This is a genomic window from Limosilactobacillus portuensis, assembly GCF_028607025.1.
Lineage (GTDB): Bacteria > Bacillota > Bacilli > Lactobacillales > Lactobacillaceae > Limosilactobacillus > Limosilactobacillus portuensis.
On record NZ_CP117296.1, the window covers coordinates 757,570 to 776,440 of the forward strand.

Genomic DNA, 18,871 nt, shown 5'->3' on the forward strand with positions numbered 1-18,871 from the left:
GCTGGGCAGTTAGCTTGGCTCCCTTTTTTCGACCGTTCCTGAGCTTAATTTGAAAAGGATGAGAATTTTGAATGAACAACAATATGTAATGGCGATTGATGAAGGGACCACTAGTACGCGGGCGATCATCTTTGATCACCAAGGAAATAAAGTAGCAATGAGCCAACGAGAGTTTCCCCAATACTTTCCGCAGCCTGGTTGGGTTGAACATGATGCAATGGAGATTTGGGATGCCGTCCAGTCAGTGATCTCGGATGTCATGATCAAGTCTCAGATCCCACCATATAAGATTGCTTCTATCGGAATTACTAACCAGCGGGAAACCACCGTTATTTGGGATCGTCACACCGGTAAGCCGATCTACCACGCAATTGTTTGGCAGTCAAAACAAACCAGTGAGATTGCTGAACAGCTAATTAAAGACGGCTATAAGGATATGATTCATCAAAAGACCGGGTTGGTAATCGACTCGTACTTTGCAGCAACCAAGATTAAGTGGATCTTGGATCGGGTTCCTGGAGCACGGCAAAAGGCAGTCAATGGTGATTTGCTCTTTGGAACGATCGATACTTGGCTATTATGGAACCTTTCTAGTCGACGGGTTCATGCTACGGATGTTACTAACGCGAGCCGGACAATGCTCTTCAACATTCACGATCTGAAGTGGGATCAGGATATCCTGAAATTATTAGATATTCCAGAAGCAATGCTGCCAGAAGTCAAGCCGAGTTCTGCAATCTATGGCTATACTGGTGATTACCACTTCTTTGGTGTGCAGATCCCAATTGCCGGAATTGCGGGGGATCAACAAGCAGCTTTATTTGGTCAAGCAGCTTATGAGAAGGGTTCGGTTAAGAATACTTATGGGACCGGTGCCTTTATCGTGATGAACACGGGACTGGAACCGACACTTTCGGATAATGGCCTGTTAACAACGATTGCTTATGGGATCAACGGTAAAACGTACTATGCCCTTGAAGGAAGTATTTTTGTTGCCGGGTCTGCAGTGCAATGGTTACGTGATGGCCTGCAGTTATTTAAGCACGCGAGCGAGTCAGAACAGATGGCTGTTGACGCAAAGACTACTGGTGGTGTTTACGTTGTTCCTTCGTTTACCGGACTTGGAGCGCCATACTGGGATCAGGAAGTCCGTGGTGCCATGTTTGGTTTGACCCGGGGAACTAATCGAGGGCACATCGTTCGGGCAACTCTGGAGTCAATCGCCTACCAGACTCGTGATGTCGTTGATACGATGGTTAAGGATACTAACTTGCCATTGAAAGCCTTAACTGTAAATGGTGGAGCATCACGGAATAATTTCATGATGCAGTTCCAGGCTGATATTTTACAAACACCAATTAAACGGGCAGCAATGGAGGAAACGACAGCCTTAGGGGCAGCCTTTCTTGCCGGTCTTGCAGTTGACTTTTGGCACGACCAAGATGAAGTAAAGAAGCTCTCAAAGATTGGGGATGAATTTACCCCAAAAATGGAACCAGAAAAGGCCGCAACTCTCTATGATGGCTGGCAGCAAGCAATTAAGGCTGCGCAATTTTTTAGTCACGGGGAATAAAATTTAATATTATTGGAGACCGAAAGGAGTTTTTTGAGTGGATTAAAATACTAATCCGCAAAAGTTAATTGATGATCTTCAGCATTGGATTACCGCTAACCGTGAAGACCAGGTATGGACGCAACATGAGTCTCTATACCTCGAAATACTTGCACAGTGGAAAGCGGTTAATCGCTACCGCCCTGAAAATGGGACAGTGGATGATCAGCGATTATACCAGCTATATTGGACAGCTATGGATCAATGGCACCAATCATTTGCCCAGCAAAGTGAAGAAATCTTTGAGGCCTTCCCAATTCAAGCAACGGATAAGGTCGGTTTTTATGACGGTGTCCTTCAAGAATTACAAACTGTTATTTTAGATCGACTACCACAGGTTCAGCAGGCTAAAATTGTGCGAATGACCAGCTTCCTCAATATCTTGCGGGTTAGTGTAAATGATATGACTAAATTAAGTTTGGATAATCTGAACGTTGTTGACATGTCACTTTTATTAGATTATTGGAAGTTTCTTGGGGATGCATTGAAAAAGTTTTAGGATAAATTTGTACATTGCGAAATCAGTTTACTAGGGTTATAGTAATAGTTGAGTAATGAATTAATCTATCAACTGAATTATGAAAAAGAGGTTAGCTTCTATTGCAGTAATTTAATGGAAAACAATTACTGTGTTCTTGTGGATTTTATCCATAAGATAACCGCGATTCTGCTAACGGAATAATGATTTAGCAAAGGCAGTGGTAATATTATGGAAAATAAATCTGAAACGTCAGCAAACAATAAACAGGTCTTAACAACTAGTCAAGCACCGACACAATCGCTCAAAAGAGAAAGTGAATCAGCACCAAAAGACTTATCGACTAATAAGGATGCAGAATCCTTATTTGTGGCGACTGCATTTACGACGGCAACAGGGGAGGGCGAACCGCTCTCTTTACGGACAAAGATGAATTTGGCTGATTATCGGTCAATGCTTCGGGAACAACTTGAGAATGCGCAGTCTGCGGTACCTAATAATGAATTATCAACAGAACCGGATGTTCAACAGACGACAACGGAATCTACTGGAAAGAAAATTCAAACAATTTCTATCACCCAACCGCAAACACCAGCATTGGTTAATCCTGCATCAGTGAAAGCAAAGGTTGACCAAGTTGTTGCTAAAGAAGTTGATGGTCAAGATGGCGAGAAGTTTCTCCAAATTCCAATCAAAGAGATCCATTTTGTTATTAATGGTAAGCAATCGAATGCTTCAAAGCTAAAACAGTTTCTAGCTAATGGGGAGAGCAACCTGTTTAAAATTATGGGAAACGCAATTAATGTGGTTCCGGCAAAGCAATTTAGCGGTAAAGTTGCTCCGGTTAAGCTGAGCGTAACAACAGTTAATGGTGATCGCCATACGGTCGATTACGTTACCACAATCCTAAAACCGGCAATTAACTATTCTGCTGACCACCAAAAGGATCAAGTTGTTTTTCGTGCTGGAAATACTGATGTTTCCTTAAAGAAGGCTAATGTACAGCAAGTCTTCTTTGCTAAGGATGGTAGTAACACAACAATTATTAATGTTACTACTAATGGGCAAACTGATGGTGAGGCACAAATCGATCCGGCAACTGGAGAAATTAACCTGGTTCAGTTATCAGGCTATACCGGTCAATTGGACGAGATTACTGTTTTGATTTACCTGAAGGACAATCAGGTAGTTAAGTGTAGCTATCAACCAGTATTTTAAGGTTCACTATGCAGCTGAAAGTCACAATGACAATTCCTTGATTGACCCCACGCCACTTATCAAGACCAACATTGAAGGGACCTTTACCTTAATTCAAGCTTGTCGGAAGTATGACGTGCGTTACCACCACATTTCTACCGATGAAGTTTATGGTGACTTACCACTCCGGGAAGACTTACCGGGTCACGGTGAAGGCAAGGGAGAAAAGTTTACTCCGGATTCACCATACCGACCATCTAGTCCTTATTCCTCATCTAAGGCTAGTTCCGACTTATTAGTCCGGGCTTGGGTACGTTCCTTTGGTCTCCGCGCAACGATTTCTAATTGTTCTAACAACTATGGTCCTTACCAACACATTGAAAAGTTTATCCCCCGGCAAATTACGAATATCTTAAGCGGGATCCGGCCAAAGCTTTATGGTTCCGGAAAGAACGTCCGGGATTGGATTCATACCAATGATCATTCTCGCGCCGTTTGGGATATTTTAACCAAAGGCAAGATCGGTGAAACCTACCTCATCGGCGCTGATGGGGAAAAGAACAATAAGGAAGTTCTGGAAATGATTCTTGAATTGATGGGGCAGCTTAAAGATGCCTATGATCACGTAAAGGATCGTCCTGGTCATGATTTACGGTACGCCATTGACGCCACTAAGCTAGAAACCGAACTTGGCTGGGAACCGGAATTCACTGACTTTAAGAAGGGTTTACAACATACCATTGATTGGTACACTCAGCACGAAGATTGGTGGAAAGATGAAAAGGCCGCCGTGGAAGCTAAGTATGCGAAGAATGGACAGTAAATAGTAAAATGAAACAGATACTAAAGTACTTTCAATTATTGAGTTAGTAACTAGTATCTGCTTTTTGTTACTAGAATATGATTTTATCTGAGGATTATTATGATATCTAAATTTAGAAAGTATAAAACATGGTTCATTTGTGTTTTTGTAATTTGTGTTTTAATGGTTATTAGTTACTTGATGACGGGAAAACAGACATTACCTGATATTTTTTCAAATATTGCTGGCGGAATTGCTGGCGGGGTCTTTGCTGTATGGATTGTTTTTATAGAAATAGATTCTCGGCATCGTGATGAAGCCCAAATCTCTATTATCAAATTGTTAAACTTAATTGATGAATTTTCATTTATCTTACCTGAGAAAGATAGAATTAGAGAGTTATATTCAAACAACTATGATAATGCTTTTATGAACATGCATACTATCATTTGGTTGAATTTAATCATGAGTTTCATATTTTAGCTAATGAATTTGAAACAAAGGTTTATCATTTATACTCATCTTGTAAATATAAAGGAAAATTTCGGTTATTAAACTTTAAAATTTATTGCTCAAAGTTGTTTTAAACACTTTATGGACAAGTTGTACTTCTATTTATGATGTTCTTGCTTTAGAAATCTGATATAATTTTACGGTTAAGGTCAATCAACGCATACACGCTGACTGACCTTTTTAATTTGTATTATATTGCGAAAGGATTGTTTTAGTATGATTTGGGTTCATTATTTCTATGAAGGACAAACATTGATAATTTGGGGAATAATGTTGTTAATTGCGATGGGCTGTATAGAAGCTTTATTAAAGTATGTGTCTAAGATAGCATTCATGAGGTCATACGCTGATGAAATTATTGTTAGTTTTTGGGGGATGATGCTACTTATACAAGGACTTTTATTTAGTGAAAGACTAGCTACTTTTGCTGGGAGCTTATCTATCTTGATAGGAATAGTTCTATCTATATCAAGGAAAATTAATAAGGAGGAGTGGCTAAAGTGGGAAAATTGTGTAATAGGACTTATATTTTTGCTTATAGGTCTTTATTTTAGAGCTATTGATTTAATTCTTATTGGTATTTTGTATATAATTTTTACTTTTATAAAAAAATTTCTATTAAAGAAACAGTTAAATGATTTTTTTGTGTTAAGTGGATTATTATTATTTGCAGGAATTGGAATGTTTCTTATTGCACGTATACAATTACAATCTCCTTTCTTAGAAGTTTCCCAAAATACTGTTGTTCTTAAAGAAAAAGATGTAAGGCTTAAAGTTAATACTAATCCAAATAGTAATGTTGAATTGTGGAAAAATAATAAAAAGTATAAGAAACTCGAGACTGATCAGTATGGGGTAACAAGCGCAAGTTTTTATGCACCTGGTAACTATGAATTGAAAGTAAGAAAGAATAATCTTGTAAAAGTTATAAAGATTCGTGTTAAGGCTTCTAATAGGTATTTGAAATATAAAGCGCATGAAAAGTTGCTAGAAAATAATAAAAATGGGATTAAAGAAAAAATTGAAGTAACATCAGAAAAATTAATGTGGAATAAAAGCCAAGATGATAGTGGCTATTTCGTAAATATAAAAGGAGCCACCTCTCCAGGTGCTCTTGTAACCATTAGTGATGAATATGATGAGGAAAAGACATATGCTGATAAAAAAGGATATTTTAATATTAAATGGAGAAGTTATAATAATGATGAACAGGAGATTGAAGCCTATGTAATTAATAGTGAAAGGACTAAGGAAAACAGAGAAAGACTGAAGATCGAAGTAAATAAAGAACTAAAAAAACAAGAAGAGCAAAATCATAGTAAATATGAAAACAATTTAAATGATAGCTTAGTTGATCAAGAAAATAATGATGATAAGAATAGTTCAGCCTTGAAAGTGGCTACTGAAAACTATGTAATAGAGCGTCATCCAGAAGCTGAAGTAGATCCGTTTAATTATGAAATTAAGAAGGTCTCATCAGGAATGTATAAGATATATGGTTCGTATGATGAAAATGGAATTAAGCACCATTATATCGCACTTGCAATGGATGATGGGATTAGCAAAGTAAAAATTTTACAATTAGCAGATCAAGGTGAATAAAGCACTAAATAACCGAATTAACTGAAACCTCAGACACGTCTGGGGCTTTGTTATTTTAAATTTAAGTCTGTGATTTTTTGATATTATGATGGTAAAATGTAACTATAAATAGTTGCAAAAGGAAAACGATAAATGGGACATCAGAAAACGATTAGTAAGTTACAGAGTGGTTCTAATAATATAACTTTTGATGAAGTAGCATCGTTATTAAAGTCAATTGGCTATAAACAACTTAATAAAGGTAAAACTAGTGGGTCGAGGGTAAAATTTATAAATTCAATCGGGGAACCGATCTATTTACATAAACCTCACCCACGGAAAACATTGCTACCTTATCAAATAAAACAAATTGTCAATGAATTAAAGGGGAGGATTTAAATGAAAGAACTTTTGCATTATAAAGACTATTACGGGACTATAGAGGCCTCATTGGAAGATAATGTTTTGTATGGGAAAGTGGTCGGTATAAAAGGACTCCTTTCTTATGAAGGTACTACTCTAGCAGAGTTAGAAAAAGATTTTAAAGGGGTTGTAGATGAATACTTAAATGATTGTCAAAGACGAGGGATTAAACCTCAAGTATCCTATAAGGGGAACTTCAATGTTAGGGTAACGCCAAAACTTCATCGAGATTTAGTAGTTTATGCCGACCAGAGAGACGAAAGCTTAAATTCAGTGGTTCGCGAGGCAATTGAAAAGATGATTTATTGACAAATTAAATTCAGTCAATTAGACCAATAATAGTATTGAAAAACAATAGTATTTGCTTTTGTAGGGAATAAGTTTATCTTATTTCTGATTTTTGCATTTAAATAAAATTTAAGAGCAATGAATCACTTAAGCCCTGATACCATCCCACTTAATAATCTGGTATCAGGGCTTCTCTTATTCTTGTTTTAATAATAGGTCTAAAATATCAGTTTCTGGAATTTTCCCAAAGTAATCACTTAATTCAATATTATCCAACACATTCTTGACAGCAGTTCGTTCATAACGGGTGCCAATTAATTGTTTTTCAAATTCTTCAATTGGCTTTTGACCGAAGAAATCACCATAGGTTGTTAACGCAGCGATTCGACCATCTTTAATTGTTAGCCGGAAATCAACAGTTCCTTGGGGAAAGTGCTTCCGATGTTGGATTGCGGCTTTTGGTGATTGACCGTAGATCCAATCCCAGTTACTAAAGATTGACTGATTTAGTTTTTCGACATCGCGTTTCGTTTGTGTATCTAATTCGTATTCCTTAGCATCATTTAAATCGTCAACATCCAAGATTGTTTTCGCTAAGGTATCACGAAATTCTTCAATTGTTAAATTTTGAAATTCAGGTTTAAAGAAGGGCTTGAGGTTAGTCACCCGGCTATGAACTGACTTGATTCCCTTAGAAGCAATTTTATCTGCCGGAACATTCAAGGCCTTGCCAATCACGCTAAGATCAACATCATACATCAGGGTACCGTGGGAGAACATTCGACCTTTTTCGGTTTTCATGGCGTTTCCTGAAAACTTCTTGCCGTTAATTTGCAAATCATTTCGGCCCGTCATCTTTGCTTCAGTCGCACCTAGTTTATGGAGTGCCGTAATAACTGGATCAGTAAATTTACGGAAGTTACCAATTGAATCGCCATCATCCTTAGTAATGAAACTAAAACTAACGTTACCGAGATCATCATAAACAGCGCCACCGCCAGAAGTTCGTCGGGTCACGATAATGTTATGTTGATCGACATATTCTTGGTTGATTTCTTCGTAGGCATCCTGATAACGCCCAAGAATAATGCATGGTGAGTTAATGTAGAAGTAAAGAATTGGCTCGTCTAAGTTGGCGTGCTCCATTAAGTAAGTTTCGAGTGCTAGGTTATACCGAATATCACGGCTATCAGTTACAAGATATTTCATTTGTTAGTCCTCTTTTTCATTAAAATCGAAATCATCAACCAGATGAACAGATACGTTGTCACTATTCTGGAGAAGCTTAGCGACCGGGCAACGGGTCTCTGCTTTCTTGAGAATTGCTACTGCTTCGTCATGTTCAACTTGCGGGATCTTTACCTGGGCATCTAGCCAAAACTGAAAGCCAGGATTATCAAATCCCATCTTGATGCCAACTCGAACGACACTTTGATGAGCTAATCCACGACGCTTTTCTTCAGCCTCGATTGTGGCATTAAGACAAGTTGCCAGAGCAAGTCCAATTAACTGTTCTGGATTAGTACCCGGATTATCGTGAATCGGATTACTAGTTAAAACGTCTAAATTACCGCCTTGGATTACCTTCGCATGCCCATTAATCCCAGCATCGTTCTCTACCACTGTTTGATACAATACCTTTTCGCCCATTTTAAATGCCTCCTTTGAATCCGCTTACTTAATTATAATCCGTATGAAAGTAGTTTAAAAGATACAAAAGTAATTAATTTGTATAGTAAAATTTAAATAGTAACATTTCTCTTTCTTTACGTTCTTTATTAATAGAGGTTCTCTAAATGTAGGAGTTAGCCTTCATACGTAGTAAATACGTATGATATAATAAAGAAAAGATATGGAATGTTTGGTAAGACGACGAGATGTCGAAAAAAGGTTCAAGCTAAATGGCTGGTTCTTTGTTAGACATGGTGGAAATCATGATATTTGGTCAAATGGGAAAGTTAAGACTCAATTACCGAGACATCCAAAGATCAGTGATAGACTCTATAATTCTTTAATAAAAAAGTTTAATTTAAGGTAATTGAAAAAAATTCTTAGTAGGAGGAACAATCATGGATGAGATTAGAGTATTTCCAATTATAATTACTAAGGATAAGGGGAGTAACGAATATCCTTACTTTGTTGAAATTCCGGATATTGATGGTATGACTGAGGGGAAGTCTGTTGCGGATGCGATGGAAATGGCAAAGGATTATATTGGTACATTCTCGTTAGAAAATAAATTGCCTGAATCAAATACTAAATTGCCTAAAGCGGGAGAAGGGGCAATTGTAACTTTGGTGACAGTGAACGTTTCTGAATACAAACGTAAGAATGATAATCGGGTAGTTAAGAAGACGATTTCGATCCCCAATTACTTAAATGAATTGGGAAAAGAAAATAAGATTAATTTTAGCGAAGTAATGACGGCAGCATTGAAGAAAAAGTTAAGTGTGTAAATACTAAATACTCTATAGTTAGTTAAGGTGGTTTATACACAGTTAGAAGATTAAAAGTTATTATTTAAGGGGAGTTATTAAATGTCAAAAATCTTAATTACTGGTGCTCACGGTCAACTGGGTACTGAATTATGTCACTTATTAGATGAAAAGGGAATTGCTTATGATGCCTTTGTTTCCAAAGAATTGGACATTACCAATCAAGAACAAGTAAAAGCTAAGTTTGCTGAATTAAAACCAGCAGTTGTTTTCCATTGTGCTGCCTATACCGCTGTTGATAAGGCAGAAGACGAGGATAGGGACCTGAATTGGCAAGTTAATGAAAATGGAACCAAGAACGTTGCCGAGGCTGCTCAAGCAATTGGTGCAACGCTGGTTTATATTAGTACTGACTATGTCTTTGATGGGACCAATGAGGACGAATATCAGGTCGATGCTTCTACTAACCCGAAGAATGAGTACGGTAAGGCTAAACTTGCTGGTGAAGAAGCAGTCAAATCGATCATGGATCGGTATTACATCATTCGGACTTCCTGGGTCTTTGGTAAATACGGGAAGAACTTTGTCTACACAATGCTCCGTCTAGCCAAGACTCATGATCATTTAACAGTAGTTGATGATCAAGTCGGTCGACCAACATGGACACGGACGTTAGCTGAATTTATGCTATATGCAATTGACAATCAGATTCCATACGGTACTTACCAGCTATCAAACGATGATTCTTGTACTTGGTATGAATTTGCCCGAGAGATTTTAAAAAATGAAAATGTTGAAGTTAGCCCCGTTACTTCAGCAGAATATCCTCAAAAGGCTTACCGTCCGCGGCATTCAATCATGAGCTTGGATAAGGTCAAAGCAACTGGATTTGAAGTTCCAACGTGGCAAGAGGCGTTGGGAAGGTTTATGGATGAAATTGGTGAGGATAAGTAAAACCTGGTGCATTGCTACTAAGGGGAGAAATTATGTCAGCAGAGTCGTCACTAAAAAATTTTATTAATTAAATAGAAAGTATTCAAATTAATCGTGAAAAGATATTTAGACAATCAACCGCCCAAATTGATCATAATGTTGATAAACTAATTCAGCTTAACCAAATACTAATTAGTGCCTTTACCGATGAACTAAGTCAACATCTTTCTCGGAAAACAATTACTCGACACCATCATCGCCTTGATGATTTTCTAAGTGGTTACTTAGCTGGTAACTTAGAAAATCTTTTTGGGGATGAAGTCGTTGATCTAGAACTGGCTCTGGATGCTGGCTTTTCTGTAGAAGAGTTGCGTCAGACTAAGACAGCATTAAATAAATTCTATAAGTTTCTTCGTAGTCAAAAATTAATTACTGGTGCTCTTTATCAGCAACAGCTGGAGACTTTAAAGCCGCAATTCAGTGCTGCAGAAGCACGACAAATGCTTCGAGAAGAAAATCAAAGACTTTTAGCTGCATTAGAAGCAAGTAGTCCAGTATTTAGTGCTGAGATTGATGAGCTGATCGAACATTATTTTGATGCTTTTGCTAATTTGTATGGTGTAATTTCCTGCGATCAAGCTTATCGGATTATTCGTCGACAAAATCCACAGTTAGAATTGTCAGTTGATGATTTTATTCAATTAATTGAACGCTTTCAATACCAGAACCAGCATTTATATAGTCTTGTTTCTTCGCCACAAATGACGATAATCAATCATGAATTATTAACTGCTCCTGATAGCCTATCAAGCCTTCACAAATTAACTGAAGGACGTCCTTTCGCAATTCCAAAGCGAACAATTTTACTAAAGTACGTTGATGAAGATTATGTTGAAGATTCTCCACAATTGAAGAACCTTAAAATATTTTATCAGGACGTTCTGGGAATACCTGAATCTAAATTATTGGGTAATATAAACGATACAATTAGAAAATTCCGAACTTGGACATCAGACAAAATAAGTCCGTTATTTAGTGAGATTAATGAAATGCTCCTTAAGCAAGACTATGGATGCAAGGATCGAGCAGAATTGGAACAGTTAGTTCAGAATTTAATTGCTCTTTATAACATTACGCCAAAATGGTCATTGCGTGGACACTCTCCTTCACAGGCAAGGACATATCCGAATGCACTTGAATTGCTGGATAATCATCAGTCAACTTTGAATAAACGATTAGTTAAAATGATCAAGTCGGCAACAATTGATCCAATGGAAATTATTTTGTATTTACTTACAGATAGTGACTTTGATCAGAGTACTATCAGACGGTTTGAACAGCAACTCATAAATTTAGATATCCCGTCATTAGATTAAAATCGGATAAAATCCTTCTAAAATTGGTAACTTAAGCTGATTTTAGAAGGATTTTTTGCGTATGGGTGTTAGTAATAGCGATTATCGATATTGTTCATTATTAAAAATGTGAAGGCTCTTTTCGAACTAATGTTTGCTAAAGAATAAAGATTGATGTATTATTATATAAAAAACATATGTTCGAAAGGAGATAACGTTATGGAAAACAAAGGTGAAATAAACTTTTATTGGGATAAAGTAGGTAATCGATTAAGAAATTTAGATAAAACTGAAGTCAAAAATATAATTGCAGATTATTATACGAATAAAATAAAAGTAAAAGATATTATTACGAAGTATCATTTAAATATACTTAGTTCTCAATTAATAAAAGAGTTTCCTCCAATAGTTGTGGATAAAAAATGTCCTTATGACAATGAAAAAATGATCGTTAATTTACATAGTCGAGACGGGCTTGGATTAAGTGGTGAACCATACTGTCCAATTTGTGGGCATCAGAATTCACAATATTGTCGTTGTGAAAACTGTTTGGAGGAAGAGAAAAAGTATTTAGAGAATTTACGTAATAAGGTTCGTGATACCTATTTAGTTCCTAAAGAGAAAGTAAAAATTGAAGAACTCACACTAAGAGATAAGTTACTTTTAGCAGCGGTGTTAAAAACTGGTTTGAATGAGGAGACAACTAAAATAATTGGGAGTAAGTTAGCGGAAGGGAATCTTTCACCGTTAGCAGATATGAACAAAGATATTTTATCTAATTTAGTATCTAAAGCTATAATTTTAGTTGATCCAGAATCATCACTCGATGCCTTTACCGATGAGAATTTCCCTGAAGCTTATTATATTTATAAAGTCGATTATCTGCTTAATGTAACTAGCGAGAACGATAATCATGATCAATTAATTGGGATGTTAGAGTATCCAAAATCTGAAGAATTTTATTTAGAACCTAAAATAAGTTTAGATTTTTGGAAAGAATTGGCTTTGGCAGAGTGTATAGAATTTTTGAATTGTCGAATGAAGGCTGTTGGATTTAATTTCAATCCAGGAAAAAAGACAAATTTGGTATTAAATAATTTACTAAATAATTTTTCTATCGGTCAAATCTGGCGGTTAATTTATATCTCTGTTGCTTACGCAGTTCAGTGGCAAACTGAGGAAAAAGTACCAAAGAAAAGAGCTGCTAATTCAGTGATAACAGGATTAGAATCGCGAGGTCAAAGAGCAATTGCAGAGGATTGGAATTTAAGAAATTTTGGTCGTAACTATAATTTACCTGAAAGTATGCTAGCAAGGACATTATATGATGGTATTTTAAAGATTGGTAATGAGGGTATAACGGAGATACCATCAATTAAGTTAATTAGTAGGGGTAAATCTAGTGAAAGATAAATTGCTCAATTATTTGATATACACAAGATAGTGTGTATAATTAAAGGAGGAGGTAAAGGTATGCCCATTAAGGCAAGAAAAATGATTCACTATCTTGTGAAAGCTGGATTTAAGGAAGTTGCTAAAAGTGGTGGTCATCGAAAGTTTGTTCATCCAGATGGCCGCATAACTGAGGTTCCCATGCATAGCAAAGAGCTAACTCCTTTTACACAAAGAAAAATAATACAAGAAGCCAAGTTGAAAATTAAATAAGTAATAGGAATACGGCATACTAACTATTAATTATGAAAGAAAAAATTTTAATTTATCCAGTGATTGTAACAGAGTGTAATGATGAGGCAGGTCATTATTATGGGATCTCTTCTCCAAATATTAAGGGGATGGTTACAGATGGTAAAACTATGCAGGAAGCTATCCTTCATGCGGAAGATGCTATAGCAACGATGATTAGTGATATGGCGGACTATCCGGAAGTACAAGATCCGAGAAAGTGGAAACTTGGTAAAGACGATTCAGTTATGTGGGTTACAGTGAATATGGCAAAGTGGCTTAACCAGTATGGTAAAACCGTGCGTCGGAATATTTCACTCCCAGAAGGATTGAATAACTGGGCGAAAGAGAATAATATTAATGTTTCTCAAGTTACAACTAATGCTTTAAGAGAAATGAAAGAAGCATAAATAAAAGAAGTTAAGGATAGATGAATCCCTAACTTCTTTTATTTATCTTAATGACTTCCGGTAACCGGCGGCTTGTGCTTCAGCTTCAGAATTGAAGTAAACAGCATTGGCGGAATTCATATGATAACCTTGTTGGTCTGGTGTATGGTAAATCTTTGAACGAGAATTACCAACTATTAAACCATTAGCTTCATCGGTCTTCATGTCTCCATTGTTTTCAATGGATGAACTTGAAGATGATATACTACTTGCTTCCTCGCTTGATGCGCTACTATCATCATTTTGGGGAGCTGGCTTAACATAAGCAGTATTTTTTACTACAAAGACTTCTTTATTACTCTGACTTTCCTCAGTAGATTTAGCTGAGACAATAAATTTACATTTTTTAGTTGAGGTAGCCAGATTTATCTTTTTGGTAAAATTACCATTCTCATCAGGTTTAACCTTATAGTGATGCTTATTACCGTTATGCTTTTCAATAGTGATAACCGCATCTTTGTCAGCCTTACCTGTAAAGGTGACGCTTCCGTCATTCTCAGAGTCAATTTTGATACTTTGATTTATCACTTGTGCATTGTGACCATCTGGGATATTAACGGTAAGTTGCGTCCTACTAGCTAGAGTAGGTGTAATGAATAAACATAATCCGGCAATTACTCCGCCCAAAACCGATACAAACTTTTTCATATAGAAATACTCCTCCTTGGTTATTTCTACGCTTGTCTATAATAGGTTATCATACTTTAGTATAAATAATAAGGTGAAAATGAAAGTTCACTTTTCCTTAACCTCGTGTTCCAAAACAAGTAATTCTCATCTGCCATTAGATAAAAAATACCTTCTCAAGACTGAATCTTTATTTAGCCTTGAGAAGGTTATTTATTTTACTTATCTTCCGAATGTCGTGCACCAATTTGGAAGTCGTTCGCATGTTCAAACATATATCTAACTGTTAGTGGCTCGTCTCCAGTTAATTTTTGAAAATCATTAGTCTGGAGACTCATTTTACCTTCACGAATTGCTTGGCCAAAAGTTACCATCCCATCACTAGAGAATGGAGCTTCTGAATCTTCTTTAAATTTACCATCTGTGGTCCGGGGAACTCCCATTGCATCAAAGACTTCATAGTTTTGTTCATCAGTAATTTCCTGATAAGTAACATGATTACCTGTTGCTTCATTTCCAATTTGAATGAATTTACTAATTGTCATCGCTTCAGGCCCGTTAATGTTTAGAATTGCGTGATGATAGTCATTCGAAGCTAATGCATAAGCAGCAGCTTTGGCACAATCTCGTCGGGAAATATAAGCCATCAAACCATCACCTTGGTTATTCTTCAATACTCCGTCACTCTTAACATAGGTAAAGTAGTTGGTAATCATTGCTTCCGCATATTGTGAATTCCGGAGAAAAATATAGTCTAATCCAGAGTCCTTAATATAATTTTCGGTATAGATATGATCTTTCTTTTCAACACTTGGATTGGTAGGATCGTCTGCATTAACGAGTGAAGTATAAATGATTTGTTTAACACCAGCTTTTTTAGCAGCATCAATCACGTTTTTATGGGCTTGACGACGTTTCTTACCAACAAATGGCATTGAAATCAATAAAACTTTATCTGCATCCTTAAAAACAGGATCCAAAGTTTCGGTATGGGTGAAATCAATTACTGCTGTTTTAAAACCAAGCTTTTGGTATTGCTGTAATGGCTCATCAGAGGGAGCAGTAAGAATAACATTTTTCTTTGGAATTAGGTTAATAATATCAGTAACAACTTGCTTACCAAGATTGCCATCAACTCCATTGATAATTATTTTGCTCATTGCTTGTTTCTCCTTTCACATTCTATAATTAAAGTATAGTGATGGATTTTTGCTAAATCATCATTCAATTATCGTCAATTTTCAGCGTATTATTACTACATAATGTAGGAGAAACATGAAATGAAACTAAAACTATTCTTAGACTCAATCGTAGATCGTTACAATTTAAACAATGAATTACTGGATGTTGAAATTAATCAAGTGAACTTTAAATTACGCTCAAAAACTATTCAAGTGGTGGATCCTCTAGGCCAGCAACTGATCGGAAACATTCTGATTGTAGATCAAAGGCCATGTAATAATGATGAATCATGGTTAATTACTAAAAGCTCAGCGACAACATTTTTTACTGAGTTTCAGAGTAAGATTATTCAGTATTTAAAATGGGAAGATCAGTTATCCCAATCACTTTCTTACAAGCAACCAGTTAAAAGGATTCTTCATGTTTTACAGCAAAAAATAATTAACCCGCTCTTGATTTTTGATTCTAGTTTAAAGCTATTAGGACACAGTTCGGGTAACCGGAACCAATTAACTGATTGGCAAAAAAGTGTTAGGGCAGGTTATATTAGTGTAAGTGGAAAGACTAATTCTAAATTAGCTGAGCTTTTTAATTCAACTGAGATAATTTCTGGTCGAGTATGCCGGTTATCTGGTTTTAAATTACCGTTCTACCTTCAAGAGATTATTTTACGGAATGATGATCACTTTTATATGATTATTGTGCTTGAAGAGCAGAGTAAACTTCAGAAGGATTTGGCTGTTATTGAATCAGTAACTGATAAAATTGCGGCAACGGTTGGTCTTCATAATTTTCCGTATCAATCACGAGGTGGCAATCTTGAGGGACTATTACGAGATATTTTGGTTCGCCCTAACATTTCAATTAATGAGATTCAGAATCGGCTACAATTTGATCCACATCGGTTAAAGAGACCGTTACGGGTTTTATGTCTTAAGACGCCGCATTCCAATCTTCAACCATTAGGAACAATTCTGACAAAGTTTGTCGTTTTTCATTATGAACAGTATGACGTTTATGTCATTGAGGATAGTAACCCAACGATTCTTAAAACCATTATTCAGGAGTTAGACCCATACTTGAAAGCAAATAGCACTTGTGCAGGAATCAGTAATGCTTTTACTCAGTTACATCAATTTAACCAGTTTTACCAACAAGCTGACCGGGCAATTAAGCTTGGGAAAAGTGTTGGGATTAACGAATATCACGATTATATTGCAGCAGATTTAATCGATCATATTAGTCAGGATCAATCGCTTAGTAATTATCTAAGTAAAAAGGTGCTGGAGCTAAAAGAAAAGGATCAAAAACTATTTCAAACACTAAAAACATTCCTAATTAATCGTGAGAACAAAAAAGAGACAGCCATTGAGTTGCAAATCCATCGATCGACTCTGAATTACCGATTAAGTAAGATCGAAGAAAAGTATAATATTGAGTTAACAACACCTAATCAATACCTCTATACATTATTATCGACGTTACTTATAGATTAAACTTTGGTATGGAAAAAGAGAGCAATAATTGTGACAAAAAAGGATGCCCGTTAATTCTGGACATCCTTTTCATTTATTCCCTAATCACCCTTATACTTACTCTCAATCGTAAAGTGACGGTCGATATGAACATTCGGCTTCTTAGTAACATCAGCGCCATAGTACTTCTTCGCAATTTTAGATAAGGTACCGTTCTTCTTTAATTTAGCTAATTCATCGTTAAATTGTTTTTGCAGTTTTTGGTCATTCTTGTTAAAGACGATTCCTTCACCCTTGCCATCTTCGTTCGTGGTAAAGTACATCCCTTGTCTGATTTTAAGTCCGCTATTAGGTTGTGCTTTGAGGGCCAACTTTTGAAGATAATAGTCATTCATAATAAAGTCGGTTTTCCCGCTTGCAACCCCCTTCATGTAGACGTCATTAGAAACATTGTCGTAGTTAACTAACTTGGCGCCTAGTTGTTGTGCTAATCGTTGGTAATTGGTTCCAGCTTCACCGGCAGACTTCTTTCCTTTAATGTCTTTCCAGTTGTTGATTCCAGAGTTATCGCTCTGTCGAACAATCAAACTATTGAAAGAATGTTTAATTGGGGATGACATCAAATAGTTTTTTTGACGGGCAGGTGAAATGGCAAAGTCATCCGCTGCCATATCCGCTTTTCCAGTCTTGACCGCAGTTAACATCCCATCAACATCGTACTCTTTAAACTTGACCTTCTTATGGAGTCCCTTGGCGACCGCACGAATAACTTCAACATCATAACCAGTTAACTTCTTAGTCTTCGGATCATGATAGGAAGTGGGGTAAAGGGTTCCAGATGTTGCGACAGTCCAGGTATCTTTATCTGCGGCACTCTTTTTCCCACAGGCGGATAAACCAACAATTGCTAAAATAATTACTGAGAAAATTGTTAAAAACTTTTTCTTCATATGGGTGACTTCTTCCTGTATTTTATTTTGATAGTGACGTGAAAACGTTTTAATTATATTCCGAATATTTAGTCGATTCAATCAAATTTGCATAACTATTCAATAATACTAAACATTATTAAGTATGATCATTCATTAACGTAAAGTTGTAAATGATTTTCAACTCTCTGCTCACCCCAACTGAGAATGCAGCAAACAATCCAGTAAATGATGGCAATTTCAATATAAATGGTCATATAATCCTGATTTACTCCAGCGACGACTTTTGCTTTCATGAACATTTCAGAAACGGTAATCATTGCGGCAAGGGAGGTACTTTTAAACATGTCGAGTAAAACGTTCCCCAATGATGGGAGGACGATCCGAAAGGCTTGGGGTAAAATAATGTAAGTCATCATGGTGAAATAGGACATTCCCAAGGCGCGCGCGGAATCATATTGAGATTGACTAACGCCCTTGAGAGCAGACCGGTAATATTCAGCAAGGAACGCACTCGGGACGACGGTAAAAGAGAGGATTGCCGCGGGCAGGGCAGCCATGTTTAATCCAAAGTAGGTCAGGAAAAGCACGACTAGCATTGGAACACCACGGAAAAAGGAAATATAGAAGCGAGCAATCCCACGAAGAAGTCGGTATTTACTAATTTGCATCAGCATTACTAGAACACCAACAATGTTAGAAGTGACAAAACAAATTGCTAACAGGATGATTGATAAGGGCAAGCCACTAAGAATAGTTGGTAGGGACTGCCAAGCTAGTGGTGCATCAAAAAATCCTGGAATGTTAAACCAGTGTTCCCAATTCAAGTGAACCATCTCCAAATTAAGTTATTAACCTAAAGTATATTGAATTAAAAACGCTTTTACAATGACTAATAGACGATTTATA

General features: G+C 36.5%; 21 protein-coding genes and 1 pseudogene. 16 read left to right on the plus strand and 6 right to left on the minus strand.

Translation table 11 applies throughout. The features are described 5' to 3' along the window. Nucleotides 1-67: 67 nt before the first annotated feature. The 8 genes and pseudogenes from glpK (at nucleotide 68) to PRK60_RS03855 (ending at nucleotide 6,915) form a co-directional block, all read left to right on the plus strand. The gene (gene glpK / locus PRK60_RS03820; protein ID WP_102169246.1) at nucleotides 68-1,573 is read left to right on the plus strand and encodes a glycerol kinase GlpK; all 1,506 of its coding nucleotides are present in this window, start codon (nucleotides 68-70) and stop codon (nucleotides 1,571-1,573) included. A 196-nt stretch (nucleotides 1,574-1,769) separates the two neighbouring features. Further along, nucleotides 1,770-2,111, plus strand: a complete 342-nt coding sequence (locus PRK60_RS03825; RefSeq protein WP_273646348.1) for a hypothetical protein — start codon at nucleotides 1,770-1,772, stop codon at nucleotides 2,109-2,111. 210 nt (nucleotides 2,112-2,321) lie between these two features. After that, on the plus strand, nucleotides 2,322-3,308 hold the full coding sequence (locus tag PRK60_RS03830) for a hypothetical protein (protein WP_273646349.1): 987 nt from the start codon (nucleotides 2,322-2,324) through the stop codon (nucleotides 3,306-3,308). A 1-nt stretch (nucleotide 3,309) separates the two neighbouring features. Next, nucleotides 3,310-4,110: pseudogene (locus tag PRK60_RS03835) on the plus strand (dTDP-glucose 4,6-dehydratase); the annotation flags it as partial. A 99-nt stretch (nucleotides 4,111-4,209) separates the two neighbouring features. Next, complete coding sequence (locus tag PRK60_RS03840; RefSeq protein ID WP_102169249.1) at nucleotides 4,210-4,572, plus strand: hypothetical protein; 363 nt, start codon at nucleotides 4,210-4,212, stop codon at nucleotides 4,570-4,572. Between the two features lie 246 nt (nucleotides 4,573-4,818). Further along, complete coding sequence (locus tag PRK60_RS03845; protein WP_273646350.1) at nucleotides 4,819-6,204, plus strand: hypothetical protein; 1,386 nt, start codon at nucleotides 4,819-4,821, stop codon at nucleotides 6,202-6,204. A 132-nt stretch (nucleotides 6,205-6,336) separates the two neighbouring features. Continuing rightward, nucleotides 6,337-6,582, plus strand: a complete 246-nt coding sequence (locus PRK60_RS03850) for a type II toxin-antitoxin system HicA family toxin (protein WP_102169251.1) — start codon at nucleotides 6,337-6,339, stop codon at nucleotides 6,580-6,582. Beyond that, nucleotides 6,583-6,915, plus strand: a complete 333-nt coding sequence (locus tag PRK60_RS03855) for a type II toxin-antitoxin system HicB family antitoxin (RefSeq protein ID WP_102169252.1) — start codon at nucleotides 6,583-6,585, stop codon at nucleotides 6,913-6,915. It begins immediately after the preceding gene. A gap of 174 nt (nucleotides 6,916-7,089) precedes the next feature. Here PRK60_RS03855 and PRK60_RS03860 read toward each other — a convergent pair whose 3' ends face one another. Continuing rightward, nucleotides 7,090-8,103, minus strand: coding sequence for a lipoate--protein ligase (locus PRK60_RS03860; RefSeq protein WP_102169253.1), 1,014 nt, complete (start codon nucleotides 8,101-8,103; stop codon nucleotides 7,090-7,092). 3 nt (nucleotides 8,104-8,106) lie between these two features. Then, the gene (locus tag PRK60_RS03865) at nucleotides 8,107-8,544 is read right to left on the minus strand and encodes an OsmC family protein (protein ID WP_102169254.1); all 438 of its coding nucleotides are present in this window, start codon (nucleotides 8,542-8,544) and stop codon (nucleotides 8,107-8,109) included. 202 nt (nucleotides 8,545-8,746) lie between these two features. Here PRK60_RS03865 and PRK60_RS03870 point away from each other — a divergent pair, with 202 nt between their 5' ends. The 7 genes from PRK60_RS03870 (at nucleotide 8,747) to PRK60_RS03900 (ending at nucleotide 13,710) form a co-directional block, all read left to right on the plus strand. Beyond that, a complete protein-coding gene (locus PRK60_RS03870) occupies nucleotides 8,747-8,932 on the plus strand; it encodes a type II toxin-antitoxin system HicA family toxin (RefSeq protein ID WP_102169255.1) in 186 nt (61 codons plus the stop codon). A 31-nt stretch (nucleotides 8,933-8,963) separates the two neighbouring features. Then, nucleotides 8,964-9,350, plus strand: coding sequence for a type II toxin-antitoxin system HicB family antitoxin (locus PRK60_RS03875; RefSeq protein ID WP_102169256.1), 387 nt, complete (start codon nucleotides 8,964-8,966; stop codon nucleotides 9,348-9,350). Nucleotides 9,351-9,431: 81 nt separating this feature from the next. Beyond that, on the plus strand, nucleotides 9,432-10,283 hold the full coding sequence (rfbD, locus tag PRK60_RS03880) for a dTDP-4-dehydrorhamnose reductase (RefSeq protein WP_102169257.1): 852 nt from the start codon (nucleotides 9,432-9,434) through the stop codon (nucleotides 10,281-10,283). Between the two features lie 347 nt (nucleotides 10,284-10,630). Further along, entirely contained in the window at nucleotides 10,631-11,638 is a 1,008-nt protein-coding gene (locus tag PRK60_RS03885) for a hypothetical protein (RefSeq protein WP_102169258.1), read from the plus strand. A 198-nt stretch (nucleotides 11,639-11,836) separates the two neighbouring features. Continuing rightward, nucleotides 11,837-13,030, plus strand: coding sequence for a hypothetical protein (locus PRK60_RS03890; RefSeq protein WP_273646351.1), 1,194 nt, complete (start codon nucleotides 11,837-11,839; stop codon nucleotides 13,028-13,030). A 60-nt stretch (nucleotides 13,031-13,090) separates the two neighbouring features. Beyond that, on the plus strand, nucleotides 13,091-13,282 hold the full coding sequence (locus PRK60_RS03895; RefSeq protein WP_273646352.1) for a type II toxin-antitoxin system HicA family toxin: 192 nt from the start codon (nucleotides 13,091-13,093) through the stop codon (nucleotides 13,280-13,282). A gap of 32 nt (nucleotides 13,283-13,314) precedes the next feature. Then, a complete protein-coding gene (locus PRK60_RS03900; RefSeq protein WP_102169262.1) occupies nucleotides 13,315-13,710 on the plus strand; it encodes a type II toxin-antitoxin system HicB family antitoxin in 396 nt (131 codons plus the stop codon). A gap of 42 nt (nucleotides 13,711-13,752) precedes the next feature. Here PRK60_RS03900 and PRK60_RS03905 read toward each other — a convergent pair whose 3' ends face one another. Both PRK60_RS03905 and PRK60_RS03910 read right to left on the minus strand, forming a co-directional pair. Then, a complete protein-coding gene (locus PRK60_RS03905; protein ID WP_178696390.1) occupies nucleotides 13,753-14,397 on the minus strand; it encodes a sunset domain-containing protein in 645 nt (214 codons plus the stop codon). A gap of 197 nt (nucleotides 14,398-14,594) precedes the next feature. Beyond that, nucleotides 14,595-15,536 carry an NAD(P)H-binding protein gene (locus PRK60_RS03910; RefSeq protein ID WP_273646353.1) on the minus strand — a complete coding sequence of 314 codons (942 nt, stop codon included), beginning with the start codon at nucleotides 15,534-15,536 and terminating at the stop codon, nucleotides 14,595-14,597. 120 nt (nucleotides 15,537-15,656) lie between these two features. On the opposite strand from PRK60_RS03910, the gene PRK60_RS03915 reads away from it, so the two are divergent. Beyond that, a complete protein-coding gene (locus PRK60_RS03915) occupies nucleotides 15,657-17,054 on the plus strand; it encodes a PucR family transcriptional regulator (RefSeq protein ID WP_148444587.1) in 1,398 nt (465 codons plus the stop codon). A gap of 80 nt (nucleotides 17,055-17,134) precedes the next feature. Here PRK60_RS03915 and PRK60_RS03920 read toward each other — a convergent pair whose 3' ends face one another. Together PRK60_RS03920 and PRK60_RS03925 are read right to left on the minus strand one after the other, a co-directional pair. Further along, a complete protein-coding gene (locus tag PRK60_RS03920; RefSeq protein ID WP_102169265.1) occupies nucleotides 17,135-17,983 on the minus strand; it encodes a transporter substrate-binding domain-containing protein in 849 nt (282 codons plus the stop codon). 128 nt (nucleotides 17,984-18,111) lie between these two features. Continuing rightward, entirely contained in the window at nucleotides 18,112-18,789 is a 678-nt protein-coding gene (locus tag PRK60_RS03925; protein ID WP_219721819.1) for an amino acid ABC transporter permease, read from the minus strand. Nucleotides 18,790-18,871: the final 82 nt, after the last annotated feature.